14 protein-coding genes and 2 pseudogenes are annotated in these 17,946 nt (G+C 61.7%); 11 read left to right on the top strand and 5 right to left on the bottom strand.

From position 1 onward, the window contains the following. Positions 1–9: 9 nt before the first annotated feature. The 3 genes from EAG14_RS21755 to EAG14_RS21745 are packed head-to-tail and all read left to right on the top strand — an operon-like array spanning position 10 to position 2,076. Positions 10–666, top strand: coding sequence for an energy-coupling factor ABC transporter permease (locus EAG14_RS21755; protein ID WP_099742588.1), 657 nt, complete (start codon positions 10–12; stop codon positions 664–666). Between the two features lie 19 nt (positions 667–685). Further along, positions 686–1,693, top strand: a complete 1,008-nt coding sequence (gene cobJ / locus EAG14_RS21750; RefSeq protein WP_121730121.1) for a precorrin-3B C(17)-methyltransferase — start codon at positions 686–688, stop codon at positions 1,691–1,693. Beyond that, complete coding sequence (locus EAG14_RS21745; protein WP_121730120.1) at positions 1,690–2,076, top strand: ferredoxin; 387 nt, start codon at positions 1,690–1,692, stop codon at positions 2,074–2,076. Before cobJ ends, EAG14_RS21745 begins: the two co-directional genes overlap by 4 nt. Positions 2,077–2,213: 137 nt before the next feature. On the opposite strand, the pseudogene EAG14_RS21740 reads toward EAG14_RS21745, so the two are convergent. The 5 genes and pseudogenes from EAG14_RS21740 to sctU all read right to left on the bottom strand — a co-directional run. Beyond that, positions 2,214–2,966: pseudogene (locus EAG14_RS21740) on the bottom strand (IS5 family transposase). An 83-nt stretch (positions 2,967–3,049) separates the two neighbouring features. Then, the gene (locus tag EAG14_RS21735) at positions 3,050–3,235 is read right to left on the bottom strand and encodes a DUF4926 domain-containing protein (RefSeq protein WP_205603458.1); all 186 of its coding nucleotides are present in this window, start codon (positions 3,233–3,235) and stop codon (positions 3,050–3,052) included. A 32-nt stretch (positions 3,236–3,267) separates the two neighbouring features. Next, positions 3,268–6,531: a DUF6883 domain-containing protein gene (locus tag EAG14_RS21730; protein WP_121730119.1), complete on the bottom strand. Its 3,264-nt coding sequence runs from the start codon at positions 6,529–6,531 to the stop codon at positions 3,268–3,270. Between the two features lie 202 nt (positions 6,532–6,733). Continuing rightward, positions 6,734–7,024 carry a flagellar biosynthetic protein FliO gene (fliO, locus tag EAG14_RS23800; RefSeq protein ID WP_371414379.1) on the bottom strand — a complete coding sequence of 97 codons (291 nt, stop codon included), beginning with the start codon at positions 7,022–7,024 and terminating at the stop codon, positions 6,734–6,736. 436 nt (positions 7,025–7,460) lie between these two features. Beyond that, positions 7,461–8,444: pseudogene (sctU, locus tag EAG14_RS23795) on the bottom strand (type III secretion system export apparatus subunit SctU); the annotation flags it as partial. 380 nt (positions 8,445–8,824) lie between these two features. On the opposite strand from sctU, the gene EAG14_RS21720 reads away from it, so the two are divergent. The 8 genes from EAG14_RS21720 (at position 8,825) to EAG14_RS21680 (ending at position 17,937) form a co-directional block, all read left to right on the top strand. Beyond that, positions 8,825–9,694 (top strand): lytic transglycosylase domain-containing protein, encoded by an 870-nt coding sequence (locus tag EAG14_RS21720; RefSeq protein WP_240456879.1) that lies wholly within the window; start codon positions 8,825–8,827, stop codon positions 9,692–9,694. 80 nt (positions 9,695–9,774) lie between these two features. Further along, a complete protein-coding gene (locus tag EAG14_RS21715) occupies positions 9,775–11,736 on the top strand; it encodes an FHIPEP family type III secretion protein (RefSeq protein WP_240456878.1) in 1,962 nt (653 codons plus the stop codon). 48 nt (positions 11,737–11,784) lie between these two features. Next, the gene (gene sctC, locus EAG14_RS21710) at positions 11,785–13,722 is read left to right on the top strand and encodes a type III secretion system outer membrane ring subunit SctC (protein WP_121730116.1); all 1,938 of its coding nucleotides are present in this window, start codon (positions 11,785–11,787) and stop codon (positions 13,720–13,722) included. Between the two features lie 37 nt (positions 13,723–13,759). Then, entirely contained in the window at positions 13,760–14,902 is a 1,143-nt protein-coding gene (locus EAG14_RS21705; protein ID WP_162996066.1) for a hypothetical protein, read from the top strand. Positions 14,903–15,007: 105 nt separating this feature from the next. Next, the gene (locus EAG14_RS21700; RefSeq protein WP_099657321.1) at positions 15,008–15,310 is read left to right on the top strand and encodes a hypothetical protein; all 303 of its coding nucleotides are present in this window, start codon (positions 15,008–15,010) and stop codon (positions 15,308–15,310) included. A gap of 15 nt (positions 15,311–15,325) precedes the next feature. Further along, positions 15,326–15,742 carry a hypothetical protein gene (locus tag EAG14_RS21695; RefSeq protein ID WP_233195091.1) on the top strand — a complete coding sequence of 139 codons (417 nt, stop codon included), beginning with the start codon at positions 15,326–15,328 and terminating at the stop codon, positions 15,740–15,742. After that, positions 15,743–16,636, top strand: coding sequence for a type III secretion system inner membrane ring lipoprotein SctJ (sctJ, locus tag EAG14_RS21690; protein WP_162996065.1), 894 nt, complete (start codon positions 15,743–15,745; stop codon positions 16,634–16,636). A 650-nt stretch (positions 16,637–17,286) separates the two neighbouring features. After that, complete coding sequence (locus EAG14_RS21680) at positions 17,287–17,937, top strand: FliH/SctL family protein (RefSeq protein ID WP_121730112.1); 651 nt, start codon at positions 17,287–17,289, stop codon at positions 17,935–17,937. The last annotated feature ends 9 nt before the right edge of the window (positions 17,938–17,946 follow it).

Here is a 17,946-nt window from a genome sequence, read left to right as displayed (position 1 = left end):
AAACCTCCCATGCACATCGAAATCGGCATCATCTCCCCCGAAAAACTGGCCTACGCAGGCGTAGCGGCCACGGCCCTTTTGGGCGCCCACGCCATGGGCCTGCTCAAAAGCCCCACCGCTTGGCTGCGCACGGCGCTGGCCTCGTTTTTCTTCAGCGTGTTGATGCAGGCCTGGCATCTGCCTGTGGGCCCGTCAGAGCTGCACCTGGTGGGCGCCATGCCCATCTACCTGCTGTTTGGCTTCATTCCCACGCTGTTCGGCTTTGGCCTGGGTCTGCTGGTGCAAGCCGTGGTGTTCGAGCCGCAAGACATGGCCCACCTGGCCGTCAACTTCCTGAGCCTGGCCGTGCCATTGCTCACCGTGCACCACACCTTGGGCAAGAAGATGCAAGGCATCAACGTGGCCAACGTGCTCAAGCTCGACGCCGTGTACTACGCTGGCGTGACGCTGATGGTGGGCTTTTGGCTGTCCATCAGCAACGACGCAGCCCCTGTGGCCGACTGGGCGCTGTTTGCTGCCTCGTACGCCAGCCTGGTCGCCATTGAGCCGCTGCTGACCATCGGCCTGGTGGCCTTGGCAGGCCGCATGCAAGGCAACCGTTGGCTGACGGCCTGCATCGACGAAGGTCTGCTGCGCCGTGCAGCACCCGCCGCGTCGGCTGCTTGATCTGCAAAGGGCTGATCCCATGACCGCAGGAAAAATCATGCTCGTGGGCATCGGCCCCGGCAGCACCGAGCACATGACGGCGCGCGCGCGCGCCGCCATTGCCGAAGCCGACACCATCATTGGCTACGTCACCTACATCAAGCTGGTGGCTGATCTCATCGAGGGCAAGGAGATCATTCGCAAGTCCATGACCGAGGAGTTGGACCGCGCAATCGAAGCGTTGGCCCGCGCCCGCGAAGGCAAGAAAGTGGCGCTCATCTCTTCGGGCGACGCAGGCGTGTACGGCATGGCCGGCCCCACGTTCGAGGTGCTTTTCCAGGCCGGGTGGACGCCGCCCGCCGTCGATGAAAACGGCACGCCCGAGCCCGGTAGCATCGTGGTCGAAGTGGTGCCCGGAGCCTCGGCCCTCAACAGCTGCGCGGCCCGCGTGGGTGCGCCGCTCACGCACGACTTTTGCGCCATCTCGCTGTCGGACTTGCTCACGCCCTGGCCCACCATTGCGCGTCGGCTGGACGCGGTGGCTTACTCCGATTTTGTGGTGGCCCTCTACAACCCCAAGAGCGGCCGCCGCACGCGCCAGATCGTAGAGGCGCAGCGCCTGTTCCTGCGCCACCGCAGCCCGGATACCCCCGTGGCCATCGTCAAGAGCGCCTACCGCCGCCGTGAGCGCATCGAGTTCACCACGCTGGCGCACATGAGCGATGCCGACATCGGCATGCTCAGCACCGTGCTCATCGGCAACAGCAACACCGTGGTGCAAAACGGCCTCATGGTCACGCCGCGCGGCTATGCCAACAAATACGACGTGCAAGCGGGCGGCACCACGCGCGAGGGCGAACGCCCGGGCCGGTCGCTCTCTACCGGGCTCAACGGCTGGCTCGAAAACTTGTTTGCCGACCACGCTGCGGGCGACACCATCGAGGCCCTGGCCCAGCGCCACCGCTTGCCGGTGGAGTACATCCGCGACACCCTCGAAAACCCGCTGGAAGCCGCAGCGCAGGACGCCCCCGAGGAGGCCGAAGCATGAGCACCGACAGCGCGAACGCGGCTGTGGCCGCAGATGCAACGACCCCCGAGGTCGTGCGCCCCAAGATTGGTGACTACCGCCGTCATTTGCTCATCTGCACCGGTCCGCGTTGCACCCAAAACGGTGAGGCGCAAGACCTGTTTGACAGCCTGGGCGCCAAGTTCAAGGCCGCGGGTTTGAACGATGGGGAACTGCGCGTGAAACGCAGCAGGGTCAGCTGTTTCGCCGCCTGCAAAGGCGGCCCGGTGATGTGCGTGCAGCCTGACGGCACTTGGTATTACGACGTGACCCCCGCGAACATGGACCGCATCATTACCGAGCACTTGGTGGGCGGGCAGGTGGTGCAGGAGCTGGTGTTTCACCAGGGGCCGACGGGTGGGTAGTGCGTGGCGGTAGGCGAGGACCACGGTTCCTTGCCGCTGCATGTGTTGCAGAACTCGGGACCGTTTGCGGCTGCAACACTGAACGTTCCCGCACCCCATTGGATTGCCCCTGTACTGTTGACGAAGCCTAGAGCGTTTTATGAACTTCCTGCCCCGGCCAGCACTCGTGCGGCAGCGGGCAACATGAGCATTGCAAAGACAAGGAAATGCAGCCCGCCGGGCACTTCGGGCAGTCGCTCGTAGCCCCGCGATAGCCTGCGAAATCTCGCCAGCGAGCCGAAGCTGCGCTCTACCACCCAGCGCCGGGACAGCAGCACGAAGCCCTTCTTCGCCTCAGGCAACTTCACAATCTGCAGGTCGATCGCGTTTGCTTGCGCCGCCTTCGATGCGGCCTCACCCGTGTAACCCTGGTCTGCCCATGTCAGTTGCACCGTGTGGCCCGTGGCCTACTGCATGTCTTCGCACAGGCGCTGCACTTGGGCGCGCTCCTGTTCGTCCGCTGGCGTGACATGCACCGCCCGCAGGTGGCCCAGCGTGTCCACGGCCATGTGGACTTTGCTGCCGCGCTTGCGTTTGTAGCGTCGTAGCCCGCACTCGGGCCGCTCTCGCAGCTCGACTGCAACGTGTGCCCATCCATCGCTACGGCGCTGGGCTGACCTTGGCGACCCTGCGCTACGCGAATGCTGGAGCGCAGGTCCGAGACCATCGCCTCGAGGCAACCCGCATCCAGCCAGCGCCGGCTCTGCTGATAGACCGACTCCCAGGGTGTTGAAGACTTCCCGCAGATCGTTCTCTCGCTGGGGCGCGTGCTGGTCCATCAAGGTCAGATATGGGGCAGTGAAGCTCCATTCTTCATCGCTGACGTCCGTTGTGTAGGGCTTGCGGGGCATGCGCAAACTCTACTCGCGGCTTTGCCCTCAATGAGTAAAGTTCATAAAACGCTCTAGTTGCGTTGCGGGTATGGGCGATGTTTTCATTGGAAGAGTGAACCCATCAATTTAAATTGGTTGGGGCGTAACGCAATCTGAGCAACGGTTACGCCCTCTTCATCACAGAACTCGATTTCGTAAGCGCTCTCTGGTTCTGTGAACTCTTCGACGATTACACCGATTGCGCCCTTGGCTAGCGATTCGCTCGGAATTGCGTCAATGAGCTCCACAGCGTCATTTATCTTTGGCTTCATTGTCTGCATCACTTCACAAAGATAGTTGTCATTTCAGGCACATTTGAACCAGGTTTGTATATCCAGCCGCTTCGAACAACGCCACTGCCTGCTGGACCAGTTACAGGTATATCTACCGTAAAGCGACTTCCGAACTGATCGACCTTACCCGCGATGGGTGTGTAATTCATCACACCTTGACGAAGTTGGCTCATCAGATCATCAGCGTTACTCTTGGTGAATCCAAGTGCTGACTCAAACACCCGTGCTTTGTTTCCCCCGACCGGATGGGCAGGGTTCAGTGCGTAATCGGTAAGCTTGCGTGGATCAATGACTGCTCTGTTAGCGCCAATGAGAGAGGAGGCGCCTTCAGCAAGTTCGACGCCTCCATTGTTCGAAATGTCCCTGCTGCTCGCAGCCTCTACTCCACTCACACCCGAACCGTTCTGAGGCCTATTTCCATCCGGCGTCTTTCCCGCAGCCCCCATCGCATTGTCAACACTGCCGCCCAGTCTGTTGCCAATCCCCCGGCCCAGCGCACCTCCCATGGCCATTCCGACCTGCGCGTGCAGCCCTTCCTCCGTCGCAAAGCCCGTGATGTCGTTGATCGCATCCCGGCTAAACCCTTTGCCTGCAGCATTTTCCAACGCTGCCGCCTTGGTCCACAGTCCGTTATAGATGGCGTCGCGAGAGAAGTCTTTGCCCTGGATTTGCTTGTATTCCGAGGCTGCAGCTCTCCACTCTGCTGCGCTAAAACTATCTATGGGCATGTCCGACATGCTCGCCAGCGTCATAACCCGCTGACGCGGATCGGTATAGGCACTGGGATCGGTGATCGTAGAGCGCCCCGCAAAAGGGTAGTTTCCATACTCGGACGCTGGTGCTGGATTCACAAATCCTCGGCCACCGCCCGCATTGTTGGTGTTCTCAGCGGCGGCGTCTCTTTGCGCCCTTCCCCCACTCTCGGCCGCAATAGCCCGCCCACCCAGCTGCGCCGCGCTCGTATCCGACAAGTCAAACCGCAGCACCTGCCCCGGCTGCACCACGGGCACGCCCTGCGCGTTCAGCCGCACCTGACCACTGGCCAGCAGCTGGCCGTAGGCCGCCCTTTGCTCCTGGGCACTGAGCCCGGCGGCGGCCAATGCTGCCAGTGGACCCTGACCCTTGCCCACGACGGCCTCGTTGATGGCGGGCGACTCGGGGGCCATGCTGCCGTTCAGGCGGATACCGCCGTCGATCTCATCGCTCCAGTTCGATAGCGCATCGTCCGAGACCCGCAGGCCTTGGCTGCTGCGCCCGGGCTGCAGGCCTTGGGCCTGGGTGGGGTCTACGTCGCTGGAGCCGAGGTTCTGCACCCACTCGTTGTTGGGTTTGTCGCCTTGGCGGGTGTTGCCGGTGTTTTCGGTCTTATTCGTTTTGTCTGCCTTGCCGCCAGCGTCTGCTTTGCCTGCAAACGGGTTGTTCTCTTCCATCAGCCCGCCAAGAAAGTCACTGGCAAAGCCTGCGGCTGCGTCGCCACTGCCTGCCACGCGCACGGCGCTGCTGGCGGCGCGGCTCATCAGGCGCAGGGTGCTGGCTTCTTGCACGTTCAGCGTCCCGTCCTTGCTGAGCGCGGTGATCTGGCTCTCCAGGCTCTTGCCCACTTCTCCCGCCACGCTGGAGATGAGGCTGTTGGTCAGGCCGTCCTTGAACTTGCCGCCGCTGGCTTCTTGCAGCAGGCCTTGCAGGCCAGCTTTGCCCAGGTGGCCCAGGGTGCGGGTGGCCAGCTCGGTGCTTTGCAGGGCGCCACTCACGCCTGAGACGTCCATCACCCCAAACGTCACGCCTGCTGTCAGGGCCGAGCGCAGCATGTTGCCCAGATTGATCTTGCCGCCCGTGGCCAGTTGCATGTTGGCGCTGCTGATGGCGCCCAGGGCCATGCTTTGGCCCAGGCTGGTGCTGGCACTGGCGGCGGTGATGCCGAAGGCGCCGGCCGTCATCATCGTCATGACGCCAGCGAACACCAGGGGGAAGGCTTTGTCGATGAAGCTGTTGCTGGGCCGGATGTTGTTCTCCAGGTCCGTGCTCCAGCCGTTGACGGGGTCAAACCACAGGTATTCGTTGTTGATGAGCCTGCGGTTTTGTTCGGGGGTGAGCTGGGTTTTTTCCAGGGTGGCGTCACGCCAGTCGCCAGGGTTGCCGTTGTCGTCCACGGTCTGGCCACCCATGACCAGCTTGGCCTCACCTAGCTTGTAATGCGCGGGGGTGCTGTCCACACCTGCATCGGTTTGGTTGTGGATCTGCTCAGGCTGGAACTGCAGTGGCTCTTTGCCGTGCAATAGCGCAAACGCTTTTTGCGTAGGGCTGTCGCCTGCGGCGTAGGCTTTGGCGAATTCAGCGGGGTCGGTGAAGCGCCATTCGTTGCTCACCCCGCTGACAAACTGGTTGGCTTTGTCCCAAACCGCCTTCGTTTGCGCAACGTCGATAGGGTGCGTGACGTGGAGCAGCGTTTGCTCTGATACATCGCCGCTGTCGTTATTGCTGCTGTACAGCTGCACGAGCTCACTGCCCACCACATTGGGCCCAGGGTGTTGCTGGGCCTCGTCCAGGGCTTTGAGGAATTGGCCGCGCACGTTGTTTTGCGCTTCCTGCAACTGCGTCAATCGCGCCCCCAGGTCTGTGCCAAAGCGTGCCTGGATGCCGCTGCCCACGTCGGTGCCGGTGTTCAGCGGCGTCAGCGTGGGGCCAAACTGGGCAATCATTTCCTGGTTGGCGGGCTCGGCCAGCAGCAACTCCAGCGCTGCAATCTCCATGGCGCTGGCTTTGGGGGCGGCCACTGCCGTGGCAGCGTCGGGGCTGGCGACTTGGGCGGGTGTCAGCAGCAGGGGTTTGGTGTGGACTGTTACGTATTCCGGGGCAGCGTCAATCTGCAGGGGTTTGTTCACGCCATACGCCACATCGCCATTGCCGTCGTCGGTGATCAGTAAGGGCTTGGTGGATACCGTGACGAATTCCGGGGCGCCGTCAATCTGCAGAGGTTTGTTCACGCCGTATGTCACATCACCACTGCCGTCGTCGGTGATCAGCAAGGGCTTGGTGGACACGGTTTCGTAGACCGGGGCTTCGTCCACCAAGAGAGGTTTGTTGTAGCCCGTGTCATAGCCCGCGCCGCCGTCGAGCAGCAAGGGTTTGGTGTCGACCGTGTCAAAGGTGTCTACGCTGCCTGGGTCGTAGGCATCCACAGATGCGGGGGGGATGGGCTCGATGGTGGGGGTATCCCACACTGCGGCGGCGCCGGACGATGTGACTTGCATGGCGGCGCAGTGTGCCGAGGCTCTGCGCTGTGCGTAACTGGGATGCTTCCTAGCTGGGAATCACCCTAGCTGGGAAGAACACCTATGGGGCGCTGATTGCAAGGCAGGCAATTGCTATCAAATGAATAGCTTCCAGCGCTTGATGAGAAAGCGCTAGAGGCCTAAATGACCACAAGCGAGCACGGTTGGCAATGGCATAGCGTTAGCTGTCCGTTGGACTGGCGCTAGTCGACTGGTGTGGGCGCTTGTCCAGCAGTTGAACCTGCGAAGGGGTGACGCCGAGCAGGTACTCTTGGTCACCGCTGCGCACGACAAGCACCCGTTCGCGTCCACCCAGTGACAGGTGCTGAACGATTTGCAGCGGGGATGTTGCTTGACCCGAGCGCAAGGTACTGGCCCGGTGCAGCAGTTTCAAGAACAGCCATGCCAGGGCGAGCACAAACGCCAGCGCCAGTGCACTGCCCAGCACGCTTGCCAGAGGGCCAGAAGACATTGGGGTGCCTGCGTCTGGTGTCGATGTTGTCGCCGTGAGGGCCTGGGTGGGTGTGGAGGGGGCGACCGTGGCGTTTGCCACATCGCCTGCACCGTTGTTTGGGTTTTGGGGGGAGGCTGGGGATGCGTCGTGTCTTGGCGTTGTGGTCATGGCTGTGACGAGGATGGGTTGTGCTGCCGCCAGCGTCGAGGGACGTAGCGGGAGAAATGGTGTTTGCGCCAGCGCGCGCCTTTGGCGGTCTGGCTCTCGGTGTTTGCGGTTGCAGGGCCGTAGCGGGTGAGGTCTTCGCCGGGGCGGGGCGCTTGGCTGCACGCGGGCCTGTATTCGGTGTCGCGTTGTTTGCGCGTTCTTGTGCCAGCTCCAGCTCGTGGCGCACGTCCTGTGCCCACAGGACCACGGTGGCGATGATGTCGAACAGCTCGGCTGGCACGATGTCACCGGTTTCTGTGTCTGCGAGCAGTTGCCTCGCCAGTTCGATGTTGCGCAGCACCGGCACGCCCGCTTCCTGTGCCGCCTCGCGCATGGCCAGGGCGTCGTCGTCCCGGGCCTTGGCCGTCACTGTGGGCACGGGGCAGCGATCGCGGTGGTAGTCAATCGCAATCGCCACGTGGGTGGGGTTGACGACCAACACGTGTGCGCCAGCGGCGGCCTTGTTGGCGCTTTGTTGGGCCCACTCTTGCTGCAACTGCTTGCGTTGGCCTTTGAGGTGGGGGTCGCCTTCGGCATCTTTCATTTCCTGGCGGATGTCCCGCATGCTCATGCGCATTTTTTTCGTGAAGGTGTAGCGCTGCCAGGCCAGGTCCAGCGCGGACACCAGCAGGAACGAACCGGTGGCCCACGCCAGGAGTGTCCAGCTGGCGTGCCAGAGCGCTGAGCCCACGGTTTCAGGTCGGCTGTTGGCGAGCAGGGGCAGGTCCGGTAGCAAGGTCTTCAGCGCCAGCCAGGCAATGGTGCCAACCAGGGCCGTCTTGAGGATGGACTTGAGCAGCTCGACGAGGTTGTCGAGAGAGAACATGCGCTTGAGCCCGCTGGCGGGGTTCAGGTGCTCTGCCTTGGGTTTGATTTTCTCCATCGTCAACACCGGGCCAGCTTGCAGAAACTCCACCAGCACTCCCACCACGGCAACCGGCACGATGACCAGCGCAACGATGGACAGCAGTGTGACCAGCGCCTGTTGCACTAGGCGGGGCATGGCGGTGGCAAAGGGTTCTCGCAGTGCGCTCAGGCTGATGTCGATGAGTGCAGTCAGCTGTTGGCCGATGAGCGGAAGTGCCACCGTGGCCAGCAAAAGCACGGTCAACAGGGTTGCCGTGGCAGTGAGGTCTTTGCTTTTTGAAACCTCTCCCTTTTTGCGTGCGTCCTGCAGCTTCTTGGGGGTGGGCTTTTCTGTCTTGTCGCCACTGTCGTCGGTACCTGCCATGGCTGTTGTGTCCTCTTGGAGGGTCGATGGGAAGGTTGATAAATCCGGTACATGAGGGGCTGCCTGCGCGCCAGCCAAGACCATGGGATGCCCCCCTGCGGCGATGCTTGCGTCGCGTTTTGGGGTCGATGACTCGGCGATGGTGTTCTGCGAGGGCCCTTCGCCTGAAGGTGTCCAGAAGTGTCGGGGAGTCTGACTGGAACGACAGGGATGTTGAAACAAGGTGCAAGCACAAATGCGACAGCACCATTGTGGTGCGAATGCATTTGTGTTTCGTTGCTGACAAATGGATACGGGATGCGGCACGTTTTGCCACAAATTCGACAAGTTGTACGCAAACACTTGCGTGTCTGTACCTATTCCAAAAAGAAATGCCTCCCGTGCGTCACCCTTTGTTTCATCACGTCTCCAGTGCCGCGCTGCGCATGGCTTGCCGACGCTGGGTGGCCCCCTGGGGTTTGCTGGGGGCGGCGTTCGCCAGCGTTGCCTACGCCGGGGGCGCAGAGGCTGTCCTGGCAGCACCAGTGGCATGTGCAGCAGGGTGGGACCAACTGCTCACCCCTGCTGAGCGTGAAGAGCAGGTGCGTTTACGGGGGTGCCAGGCGGCTTCGGGCAAGGCAGGTCGGCCTGTGCTGGCAGCGCAGATGGGGGTGTACAGACACTCTTCGTCTCGTCTGCTGAATGTGGGCATTGTGAGCACGCCGCGGCCTGGTGCGCGCGCTGCGCAGCAGCGCCCAGATTCCAAGTCGCAGCCTTCGGTGCGCGCCAGTAAGTCCCTGCAAGTGCGAACCCATGGGCCTGCAGGCCTTGCGCCGCTGGTCGACCACGCAGCGCGCGAGCACGATATCGACCCGCTGCTGCTGCATTCGATTGCACGGGTCGAGTCACGGCACCAGCCTGACGCCATATCACCCGCTGGTGCCCGAGGGCTGATGCAAGTGATCCTGCCGACAGCCCGCAGGTTTGGCGTAGAGGGGGCCGACCAGTTGCATGACCCGCAGACCAATCTGCAGGTGAGCGCCAGATACCTCAAGACCCTGCAGCAACGGTTCGGCAATGACCTGGAACTGGTGCTGGCCGCCTACAACGCGGGCGAGGGGGCCGTTGAAAAGCATGGACGCCGTATCCCTCCGTATCGGGAAACACAGGAATACGTGCGCAAGGTGCTGGCGGAGTACGCTGTGTTGCGCAACGTCAGTCGCAGTCAGGTCGGGTTGTCTGCAGTGATCTCCGAGAAAGGCTCGCTGTGAGCCTTGCGAGCTATTTCAGGTCGGCTGCACGGGTCGATCACCGAGGGGGTGGCTTAGCGCGTTACACCGACATCGTTTTGGTGGCGGGCATTGTTGCCATCATCGCGCTGATGATCGTGCCACTGCCTACCTGGGCGCTGGATACGCTGGTGGCCGTCAACATCTCTGGTGGCGTGTTGCTGCTGCTGTTGGCCATCTATGTGGCCAATCCGCTGGAGTTCTCGGTGTTTCCGAGCGTGCTCCTCATCAGCACCTTGTTTCGGCTGTCGCTGTCGATTGCGACGACGCGCATGATCTTGCTGCATGGCGAAGCGGGGCACATCATCGACACCTTCGGCAACATGGTGGCTGGTGGCAATCTGGTTGTGGGTCTTGTGGTCTTTCTGATCATCACGGTGGTGCAGTTCATCGTGATTGCCAAAGGCTCTGAGCGCGTAGCGGAGGTGGCCGCTCGGTTCTCCCTCGATGCCATGCCTGGCAAACAGATGTCGATCGATTCGGATCTGCGATCCGGCCTGATTGACAAAGATGAGGCGCGTCGCCGGCGGCGGCAGTTGGAAAGCGAAAGCAAGCTCAACGGCAGCCTGGATGGTGCGATGAAGTTCGTTAAGGGTGATGCCATCGCCGGCATCATCATCATCATCATCAATCTGCTCGGTGGTCTTGCTGTGGGCGTGTTGCAGCAAGGCATGCCCATGTCGGCGGCAGCCATCAAGTACTGCATCTTGGCCATCGGTGATGGCATGGTGACGCAGATTCCTGCACTGTTGGGTGCCATGTCGGCAGGCTTGCTGGTGACGCGCACGACCGATGATGAGCACGACAAGCATTTGGGCGACGCTATTGGGCGGCAACTCACTGCCAAGCCGCGCGTACTGTTGGTTGCGGGTGGCTTGTGTTTGCTGTTTGCTGCGGTGCCGGGGTTTCCTGCGGTGGTGTTTGGTTTACTGGGCATGGCCTTCTTTGTCACGGGGGCGATGCTTACCCCGGCCTTGCGTGAGCGCTGGGACCGCTGGGTTGGCCCGAAGGTGGTGGCAGTGCGCCGACGGGCGGCTGATGCTCCCGATTTGATGTCCACCGACGCCATTCCCGCACGCCCTAACGTACCGCTGCTGCTGGAGTTGCCGTCTGGCCGCCTCACGGCAGAAGCCAGCCGCGAGCTTTTGCATGGCCTGGAAGGTGTGTTGGATCACTTTCAACTGCACCTGGGGCTGCGATTGCCCCGCATTGACGTTCATGTCGTGCAAGGCCCCAACGGCCCAGGGACACTCTCTGGCGAGCAGGGCGCGCTGGCTTTGGAAAACCTGGGTGCGCAGGCTCCGTGGCGGCTGATGGTGCATGAGGTTCCCGTCGCCCAGGGCGCCATGGTGTCCGAAGGTGCGCCTGCCGCGCTGTCTATGGCCGTGCGCGAGGCGCTGCGCCGCAATGCATCGCTTTTTCTGGGAACCCAGGAAACCAACCATTTGCTCACACGCGCCAGTGTGGATCTCCCCGACGTGGTGAAGGAAACCTTGCGAGCCTTGCCGTTGGCCCGCGTCGCAGAGATTCTTCGGCGTTTGGTGGAGGAAGAGGTGGCCATTCGCAATCTGCGGGACATTCTCGAAACCCTGTCCGATGCTGCCCAGCGAGAAAAAGACGTCTTTGCATTGACCGAGTTGGTGCGTATTGGTCTCAAGCGCCAGCTGTGCTATCGGTATGCGCCTGCTGGACGGCTGAATGCCTTGCTGATCGATCCGTCTATCGAGGAAATGCTGCGCGGTGCCGTGCGTGTCAATGGCGGAGTGCAGCAGCTGGCGTTGGACCCTGCCCAGACCACGCAACTGATTCAGAAATTCACAGAGGCCGTGGGCCGTCACCAGCCTGCGGCCATCGTCACAGCGGTGGACATCCGGCGACATGTTCGCAAGCTGATTGAGGTGGAGTGCTTTGACACGCCAGTCCTCAGCTACCACGAGTTGATCCCGACCTTGCATTTGGGCGTGCTGGCCCATGTCGGAAAAGACGATGCGCCCATGCTGGAGGCCGCGTCACAAGAGAAGTAGCCAGCGATCCGCCGGCTGTGTGTTTTACCTTTCCATTGACATAAAAAAATGAGTTCTGATCTGGGAGTGAAAAAGAGTGCAGAAGTGCGAAAGCACTTGGCGCATGGCACCGCTGTACCGCTTGAGCGCGGCTGGCGCTTGTGGGTGGCCGGTTGTGCCTTGGGGTTGGCGCTGAGCGCTGGGGCCGTGCATGCCACCCCCATTCCTTTTGAAGACCGGCAGGTTGACATGACGGTGCGCGAGCAGCCGATCGCCGCATTCCTCCAAGACTTTTTCGGCACCATGGATGTGCCCGTCTCTGTCAGCGCCAACGTCAAAGGTGCCGTCAATGGCGTGTTTCGAGGGCCTACCGAGCGCGTTTTTTCCAACATCCAAAAATCCTTTGGTTTGATGGCTTACTACGATGGCTCGGTGGTGCACATCTACACACCCAACGAAGTCACCACGCGCACTTTTGCGATGCGCCAGGGCGATGCACGGCAGGTGATCAGCACTGCCCGAGACATGCAGGTCATGGACTCACGCAATACCCTGCGGGTCAGTCAGAGTGGTGGATTGATTGCCAATGGCAACCGCCGGTTTGTCGAACTGGTGGGAGAGTTGGCCTCGGGCCAGCAAAGCCAGTCCACTACGCTGGCGCCCGTGGGCTTCAAGGTGTATTACCTGAAATACGCTTGGGCGCAGGACGTGAGTGCGCAGTACGGTGGCACTGTGACTGTGATTCCCGGCGTGGCCAGCATTTTGCGGTCGCTGTTGACCGCGCAGAGGGGCAATCCGTCGCCAGCGTTAACCCAGTACCGGGGCGCTTCAGAGCCTGGCCTGCGTGGGCAGGGCTTGGCGCGCCAGGGAACGCTGGGGGCCTCGGGCGCCAATCCCATGCTGGCCACCGCAGAAACGGTGCAGCAAGCTTGGGGTAACCGTCCTGGTGGCGTTCAGGTCGCTAGTGTGGATGCCTCCCTGCTCGACGGTCTTGGCGCCTCGTCGGCTGCCAATCAGGCCCGAGTTGAGGCCGATATCCGTCTGAATGCGGTGATCGTGCGCGATCTGCCTGAGCGTTTGCCTTACTACGATGAGCTCATTAAGTCCCTGGACATCGAGCCTCAGGCGCTGGAGATCGAGGCCACCATCATCGATCTGAGTACCGACAAACTGCGTGAGCTGGGAATCAACTGGCGATTGACAGGCGATCGCTACTCCTTCTTGTTTGGCAATGGATCGAGCAGCGACAACAGCCTTCTGGGGTCCACGCCTGTGCAAAACATCACTCCGGCAGGGCAGGGGGGCTTCATGTCGTTGGTGCTGGGTGGGCGCAATAACTTTGCAGCCCGCATCAATGCGCTGCAGAACAAGGGCGTGGCGCGTGTCGTCTCCAGCCCGCAGGTCATGACGCTGTCCAACGTCGAAGCACTGTTCGACACCAACAAGAGCTTCTATGTGCGTGTGGCAGGTCGCGAACAAGTGGATCTGTACAAGGTCTCTGCCGGCACTTCGCTGCGTGTGACGCCCCATGTCTTCCAGGACGGCTCTGATGTCCGCATCAAGCTGCTCGTCCAGATCGAAGACGGTGGCATCAGTGGCGCTAGCCAAGTCGATTCGATCCCGATTGTCGAACGCTCTTCCATCAACACCCAGGCCCTGATTGTGGCGGGGGAGAGTTTGCTGATTGGCGGCATGGTTAAAGAGTCCACCAGCGAGGGCGTGTCAAAGGTCCCCTTACTGGGCGACATTCCTTTGGCGGGTAGCTTGTTTCGCTCCAACACCGATCAGCATGAACGCGTGGAGCGATTGTTCCTGATCTCGCCGCGCCTGATCCCTGCGCGCCGATCGATGAGTGCCAGTGCCCCGATGGGCCCGCTGCGTCCGGGCGGTGCCGTTGCAGCACCGCCCGTCCCGGCCATGGAAGAGCCGTCCCCGCCCGCCCGCCCCGTTGAGCCGGTCAATCCGAGCACGGGTCTGCAGCAGGGCTGGGGTGAGCAATCACAGTGATCACCGTCCGAAAGTCTGGGTCCAGGAGTCCCGTGGAATGAACACAGAACCTTTGTACGAACTTCGTGTATTGAGTGGCGAGCAGCGAGGCGCTTCATCGGTAATGCAGCCGGGTCAGACGCTGCGTATCGGCCGCGATTGGTCTAGCGAAGTGGTGCTGCAACAGGCGCAGGGCAGTGCCGTCCTCTCGTTTTCGGCTGAAGATGGCCTGGTGCTTCAGGCTGAGCAGGGCGACTGCACCGTGGCCGACCACGCTTTGCTGCCCGGAGGGCGTAATGGGTTGGCTCTGTACGTCCCCTTTTCGGTGGGTGGGGTGCGCATGGCCGTTGGGAAGATGGGAGCATCCCAATGGGCTGGCCTGTTCGACGGAAACGTTGCGCCCCAGGCGCAGGAGACGGTGCAAAACGAGAGCACCCATGCTGAAGAAGTCCAGCCCCCTGAGGCGGCCCCTGCCGCGACTTCCTCAGGGGAAAAAATGGCACCACTGCCACGGCGCAGCTGGACGTCCCGTCTCATGCTGGCTGGAACCGCTCTGTTCGGTGTCTCCGTTTGTACGTTGACGCTGGCTTGGGCGATGGGGCCTTCTACGCTCAGCCCTCAAGAGCAGGCGGTGAACATTCGCCAGACCCTCTCGCACCTCGGCCTGACAGCCCTGAACGTGGAATCGCGCAATGGGCAGCTTTTTGTGACCGGGCACCTGGAGTCCCAGGCAGAGCGCACAAGACTGGAAAAAGCCTTGACCGACCGTTCCCCTGCCAGGTTGTCTGTCTGGGTCAATGAACAGGTGGCGGCCAGCGTGGCCGAGGTGTATCGCCTCAACGGAGTCGCTGCTGAAGTCCGTGCCACCGGCCCCGGGGTCGTGCGTGTGCAAACCGCCATCAGCGACTCCAAACTGCTGGAGCACGTGCAGTCTGCGGCCCGGCGCGACGTTCCAGGCCTCAAACAACTGGTTGCCGCCAACGATGCGCCGCCAGCGCCTCCACCAGCGGCCTCTGGCATCAATGATCCAGGTAAGCGCGTAGCGGCCGTTGTTCCGGGGGAACCCGCTTACTTGGTCACTGTGGATGGAACCCGCTACTTTGAAGGTGCCATGTTGCCTAGTGGCCACCGCATTGTTTCCATCCTGCCAGACAAGGTCCAGATGGAGCGCGACGGTGTTGGCAGCGTGCTGGCCTTTTGAGTTGTTAGCGCCCTGCCGCATGTCTGTGCTGCAGCGCCATTTTTCCTGCATTTCAACGTTCCAAGCTGGCGATGTCCGCCAGCGTTTCCTTGAAGGAGTCAACGCATGAGCAATTCCATCAACCCACTGGCCATGATGGCCACCACCGGCATGACCGGCACCCAAAGCCGCAGCGGCAAGGGGTCAAGCTGGTACGAAGTCATGGCCGATGCCTGGGGCAAGACACTGGATGCAAAGGCCAGTGAAATTGAAGCCGCTGGCGACGCGCTGGCCGATGGCAACGACAAGCCTGCCCACATCACCCACATGACGATGCTGGCACAGCAAATGGGATTCATGTCCAACAGCGCGCACACCTCGCTGCAGTCCGTTGGCACGGCCCTGGAAACCATGGCGCGCAAGCAGTAATGTGGCGGTGAACTGATGAACTCCACCCTGTCCATGGGCCTTGGCGCCCCAGGTGCTGACACTTCCGCCTTGCTTGGCAGTGGCGGCGTCCACGCGGGCTACGGCATTTCGCTCACCGATATGTCCGGCTTTCATGAGGCCTTGGCGCGAGCCCAAGCCGGTGGCGTCAGCACCCTCAATGCCCAGCCTGTATCTGCGCCGGGCGAGGGAATGCAAGCATTGTTCAAGCCGCTGGAGCACATCAATGCCGAGGCTGTCTCGCTGGAGGAGCATGCCCAGGCCGCCATGGCCGCAGGCAACGATATGACCCCCGGAGAAATGGTCATGCTGACCGTGCGGGCTCAAGAGTTCTTGTTCCACAGCCAGCTCACCGCCAACATTGCCAACCGTACATCGGATGGTCTGCAGCAATTGTTCAGGCAACAGGCTTGAGTGGCCAGAGTCCTTCGAATGAGACCGCTTTCCCCCGCAGGATCGAGTGTGAGAACTTTCCGCCTATGGCGTTCCGTCGCCCCTGTCTTGCTCATTTGCCTGAGCGCTTGTTCGCAGCAGGATCTCTATGGTCAATTGAGTGAGCGACAGGCCAACGAAATGGTTGCCGTGCTGCGCAATGCCGGCCTCCAGGCCGACAAAGCGGCATCGCGTGACGGCAAAGCCTTTGTCGTGAGTACCCGTTCCAGCGACTTTTCCCGAGCGGTTGAAGTTTTGCAGGCAGGTGGCTTTCCCAAGGAGTCGTTTGACACCATTGGCCAGGTTTTTAAGAAAGAAGGCTTTGTGTCTTCGGCACTGGAAGAGCGCGCCCGCTTCACCCATGCTCTTTCGCAGGAGTTGTCGAATACGCTTTCCAATATCGACGGTGTGGTGCAAGCCCGAGTGCATGTGTCAGTGCCAGAGAAAAATCCGCTGTCTGACAAACCGCAACACTCGACAGCATCGGTGTTCATCAAGCATCGGCCTGGTGTGGACCTGAGCCAGCAGACGGGCAAGATCAAGGCGTTGGTTGTCAATGCCATGGAAGGGCTGCCTTATGACAACGTGACCGTGGCATTGTTTCCCGCAGAACCCATTCCGCCTGCTGCGCCCCAATCGTTGGCATCTGCCCTCTGGTCCCAATATGGCAGCTTGCTGTTGTTCGTCATGGGCCTGGGTTTTCTGATTGCGGGGGGCGTTGTTGTCGCCGCTTGGTGGCAACGCCGTGAGGCCGCAGTGCAGCCTTCGCCGCAGAGGGGCTTGGCATCGATGGTGGATGCCGCTGTAGCGCCATTGCGGCGTGCCAAGGCCCCTGTGGTCGAAGCGGCACCGACGAGCATGGCCAGTGAGGCCTGAGCCTGAGTGGAAAGCATCGACCACTTGAGCGCAACCGCTATGGCGCACGCCCCCTCGTCTGCATCGACTGATATGGGCGGGACTGCGTGCGCCCTCACCCAGGCGGCTGGCAATCGCCGTGCGCGGGCCGTGCTGGCAAAGGAGTTGCACGGCCTGCCATGGAGTTGGCAGCAATTGCATGAGTGCCCGCTGTGGGTTGTCTGGCCGATCGCTTCGCGCGAAGCCCTGTGTGCCCTGGCTGGCCTGGGTTGGCTCAAGTTGTCGCTGCGATCTTGCATTGATGGGCGGCAGTTGGCCCCCATCGTTGGGCTTGTGGGGCCTCAGGCGCTCAGTGCGGTCCTCAACACAGATACCCAAATTCCGGCGTTGGCTTTGGCCAGCGCCCCCAAACCCCTGCTGCCGCCGCAGCAGAGCATCGCCGCATATGTCGTGGCGTGGGGGCGGGCGTTGCTGGTGTGGGGTTGCCCGCATGCGTGTCGTGACGCCTTGGCTGACCATCTGTCATGGGCCGATGCGCCAGCGTTAGTGAATTCCATTGATGTTCACCCCGAGTGGGCACAGACTGCGCTGCGGCAAGCCCATGCGACCGCAGCGGCCGCTGGGTTGGCGCCTGTCCTGCCTCAGGACCACACCTACACGACAGACACGCCATGAGCTACCAACTCACGCTTCACCACGACGCTCTCTTGTCTGTGGTCACGACATCCCGTGTGGTGCCGCCGCAAGACGTGGCTCCTCTTCAGGACGCCTTGGCGCTGCTCACCACCCTGCGGCAATTGATGGACAGCAGCGGCCAGACGGTGGCCGCTGCAGAGCTTGAGGCCAAAGAGCGTGGCTATCTCGCCGGATATGAAGCAGGCAAGGCGATCGCACTTGAAGAGTCGGCGCAAAAGTTATCCCAGTCACTGCACGATCTATCCCGGCAACTGCAAGACCAGCGCGATGAGCTGCGCGACGCATTGGTCAAATTGGCATCAGGGCTGGTGCGTTGCATGGCTGCAGAAATTGCCCCTGATCAGGTGGTCACAGCCTTGGCCGTGCGGGCTTTGGAGCAGGTCGTTCCACCACAGCCGGTGCGGCTGAGATTGCCGCCATCCCTGATGGAGGGTGTGCGTGCCCAACTGTCGCTGCGGGAATTGCCTCTGTCTGTGCAGTGTCTGCCCGACCCGACTCTGGAGGGACTGACCTGCGTGGTGGAGTCACAAGCAGGCGCCTTGCTGGCGGGACTGGATGACATGCTGGCCCATGCTACTCAGCAGCTGGAAGTTGGTCAGCGGCAGGTGCTCCTGCGGACTGAATGACCGACGTTG

The organism is Acidovorax sp. 1608163 (genome assembly GCF_003669015.1).
Taxonomy (GTDB): Bacteria; Pseudomonadota; Gammaproteobacteria; order Burkholderiales; family Burkholderiaceae_C; genus Acidovorax.
The sequence above is the reverse complement of the archived record's forward strand: the minus strand, read 5'-3'. Positions and strand labels throughout refer to the sequence as shown.